The following is a 3,612-nucleotide window of genomic DNA, read 5'->3' as shown; positions in this document are numbered from 1 at the left end:
TTTTGAAATCCATATCACACATAATCTCCCATAAAATATGCTTTCATTAGGTTTTGTGTGTAATAGCTATTTGGGTAATTAGCTATATTTATGTGCATACCTTTGAAATGGCGGTCTTTGTGCGCATCGCCAGCGGGCTGGCGGCGGCCCCGCTCAGCTCGTTGGGCATGTATTACATCATGCAGGCCTTTAAGCGCGCCAATTTCGGACGCGGCCTGTATCTGGCGCTCGGCTTTCAGCAGCTCGGCATTCCTCTGGCGTGGGTCATGTCGCCCTATTTGACCGGCGTCAACGACTGGATGCTGCTGTACACCTTTGAGCTGGGCCTGGCGCTGTGCTGCCTGGCGATGGTGGTGTCGCTGAAGCTGCCGCGCAGCCTGCGTATTGCGGTTTTTGAAGTTCAGGATTTATTCACCTTTGCGCTGCTGGCTACCGGCTTTGCCCTGCTGTGCATTGTGCTGACCCAAGGCCCGATTCTGTGGTGGCTGAATGCCCGCTGGCTGGCTTATGCGCTGATTGGCGCTTTAGTGCTGATCACTGCAGGCCTGGCCTATGAGCATTGCCGGGCCAACCCGCTGATCATTACCCGCTGGCTGGGCGCATCATCCACCGTCCGCTTTATTATCGGCGCATTCGCCATCCGCTTTTTAATGTCGGAGCAAAGCTATGCCGCGGTGAATTTCCTCAAAACGATGGGCATGGGGCCAGACCAGTTTGTCACCTTTTATGCGGTGATTATGGCCGGCATTATCGGCGGAACCATTTTCAGCGCGCTGACCTTTTCCCGTGAAAAAACCCTCCTGCATCTGCTGGGCGCAGTGCTGCTGATTTTGACTGCCTGCGCGCTGGACCAGCATCTGACCAGCGCAGTGCGCCCTGAAAATTTCTACCTGAGCCAGTTTCTGGCCGGCTTCGCCAGCGGCATGTTCATTGGCCCGCTGCTGCTGACCGGCATTCTCAGCGCGCTGCAGAAAGGCCCCAGCCATATGGTGACTTTTATTGTGCTGTTCTCCGCCAGCCAGACCTTCGGCGGGCTGGTCGGCTCATCCTTTTTTTCCAGCTATCAGCAAATGCGCACGCAGCATTATCAGGCGGAAATCATCAATGATTTGCCGCTGGCCAGCCCGCAGGTGCAGCAGCGCCTGCAAAGCTGCGGCCCAAGCAGCCAGGCCTGCACGCCTGACCCTGCGCTGGAGCAGAATCAGGCCCTGCGCGCGCTGCAGCAGAGCGTGGCGAAAGAAGCGCAAGTCCGCGCCTACAGCGATGTAATTTTTCTGAATGAAATCTTTGCCGTCCTGCTGCTGTTTTGGGGCCTATTCATCATCGCAGCCAGCCAGTACCGCAGCTATAGGCAGCGCCTGCTGCCGGATTCCAGTTAACGGCTTCACTCCCCAATGCTGCCTTTATGCCTGCGCCAACCTGATGCGCTCCGCCATGCAGCTCAATCCATATTTCACAGCAACCGCAAAATTACCTTTAGAGAAGTCCATGTCAGAACAGGAAAAACCGGCGGAAACCGCTGCCCCTGCCCCGCAGCCCTCCAGCAAGCTCATTCCCGCCGATGCGCGGGTGCTGGCGCTGATGTTTTTTGTCCTGCTGGCGGGTATCGGCTTGATTTTATGGGCATGGAAAATCGGCCCGTTTCACAGCGCGGTCGAATCCACCGAAAACAGCTATGTCAGAGGCAAAACCACTGTGCTGTCTTCACAGATCAATGGCTATGTCAAAGATGTGCTGGTGACTGATTTTGCAATGGTGAAAAAAGGCCAGGCGCTGATGCATATTGACGCTGCCAGCTATGAGCAGCAGGTGATTCAGGCGCAGTCCGGCATTGATCGGGCGGAAAATGACCTGGCTAATCAAACGCAAACCATTCAGCAGCGCAAAGCGGATATTTCGGCGGCTCAAGCCAAGGCCGATCAGGCGCAGGCGGCGTATGAGCTTTCCGCGGCGCAGCTGCAGCGCTATCAGCAATTGGGCGGCAGTGGCGCGGTGTCTAAAACGGAACAGGACAAAGCCAGCGCAGATGTGAAAAACAGCCTGGCCCTGCTGCATCAGGCGGAGGCCAATATTCTGGTGGCGCAGGAAGCCTTGAAAACCGCACAGGTTGCGCAGGCCGGCTTAAAAGCGCAGGTCACCGGCGCGCGGGCGCAGTTTGAGCAAGCCAAAACCGCGCAGAATTACAGCGTGATCACCGCACCGATGGACGGGCAGCTGGGCGAGGTCAGCCCGCGCATTGGCCAGTATGTGGCGGCCGGCACGCAGCTGATGTATTTAATTCCGCAGCAACGCTGGGTCAGCGCCAACTTTAAGGAAACCCAGATTTCCAATATGCGGATTGGGCAAAAAGCATGGTTCAGCGTCGATGCGCTGAATCATCAGCAATTCAGCGGCCGAGTTGAACGGATTTCCCCGGCGGCCGGCTCCGAATTCAGCGTCCTGAAGCCCGACAATACCACCGGCAACTTCACCAAAGTGGTGCAGCGCATTGCGGTGCGGATTGCGATTGATCCGGGGCAAGCAGGCATTGAGCGCCTGCGCCCGGGCATGTCGGTGGTGGCTTCGGTAGATACCGCCTCTGCGGATTAGCCGGCTGAAAATTTCCGCGCTGAATCCGCTACAATAGCGCAGATCCATTTTTTTCCTGCGCCCTATGTTCGATTCGCTTGCCCGCGCCATCCCCGATCAGACCCTGCTGCTGCATGGCGTGAAAATAACCGTCAAGCGCCTGGACTTGGTGCATCCGCAGATTTCCGGCAACAAATTCTTTAAGCTGAAATACAGCTTCCTGGACGCCCGGCGCCAAGGCTTTAAAAAAGTGCTGACCTTTGGCGGCGCCTATTCCAACCATATCGCCGCCGCAGCCTATGCCGCCCATGCCTGCGGCTTTGCCAGTACCGGGATTATCCGCGGCGAAGAACTGGCAGCCCGCCCTTTAAATCCGACGCTGCAGACAGCGCAGCAGTTCGGCATGCAGCTGCGGTTCATCAGCCGGGAACAGTACCGGCTAAAGCACACGGCTGAATTTTTGGCGCAGCTGCAAGCAGATTATCCGGAGCATTACATGATTCCTGAAGGCGGTACCAATGCTTTGGCGGTTCAAGGCTGCAGGGAAATTTTAACGGAAAATGATTTAAATAATTTTGACCTGATCTGCTGCGCCGCCGGCACGGGCGGGACAATAGCCGGACTGATTGAAGCCAGCCTGCCACGGCAGCGGATTTTAGGCTTTTCGGCCTTGAAAGGCTTATTTTTAAATGATGAGGTTGCAAAACTTACCACAAAAACCAACTGGGAAATTATTGATGACTACTGCTGCGGCGGCTATGCCAAAACCACGCCGGAACTGCTGCAGTTTATGCATCAGTTTGAAAAAAAATATAATCTTCCCTTAGAGCAAGTGTATACCGCCAAAATGATGATGGGGCTTTCTGATCTTATTCAGCGCAGCCATTTTCCAAAAAATACCCGGATTCTGGCCATTCATAGCGGCGGGCTGCAGGGTAAATTGCAAAAGTAAAGCCATCATGCGATGTAATGCTGATCAGTTAAGGAGCTTCGCAGTAAACTTCTTAACTTTTTTGGGCTATTCACAGCGGAGTCTTACCGTTT

General features: G+C 55.0%; 2 protein-coding genes and 1 pseudogene. All 3 read left to right on the top strand.

The features are described from left to right. Nucleotides 1–62: 62 nt before the first annotated feature. Nucleotides 63–1,379 (top strand): annotated as a pseudogene (locus RSA72_RS14150) (MFS transporter); the annotation flags it as partial. A 109-nt stretch (nt 1,380–1,488) separates the two neighbouring features. Next, on the top strand, nt 1,489–2,589 hold the full coding sequence (locus RSA72_RS14145) for an HlyD family secretion protein (protein ID WP_332624466.1): 1,101 nt from the start codon (nt 1,489–1,491) through the stop codon (nt 2,587–2,589). 64 nt (nt 2,590–2,653) lie between these two features. Beyond that, the gene (locus tag RSA72_RS14140) at nt 2,654–3,520 is read left to right on the top strand and encodes a 1-aminocyclopropane-1-carboxylate deaminase/D-cysteine desulfhydrase (RefSeq protein WP_332624464.1); all 867 of its coding nucleotides are present in this window, start codon (nt 2,654–2,656) and stop codon (nt 3,518–3,520) included. Nucleotides 3,521–3,612: the final 92 nt, after the last annotated feature.

Source organism: Acinetobacter sp. (genome assembly GCF_036659555.1).
Lineage (GTDB): Bacteria > Pseudomonadota > Gammaproteobacteria > Pseudomonadales > Moraxellaceae > Acinetobacter.
This window is presented reverse-complemented; position numbering and strand designations above follow the sequence as displayed.

Bases quoted from the DNA above. Each gene is read 5' to 3' on its own strand.
- RSA72_RS14145 (WP_332624466.1), top strand. From the start codon at position 1,489: ATGTCAGAACAGGAAAAACCGGCGGAAACCGCTGCCCCTGCCCCGCAG.
- RSA72_RS14140 (WP_332624464.1), top strand. From the start codon at position 2,654: ATGTTCGATTCGCTTGCCCGCGCCATCCCCGATCAGACCCTGCTGCTG.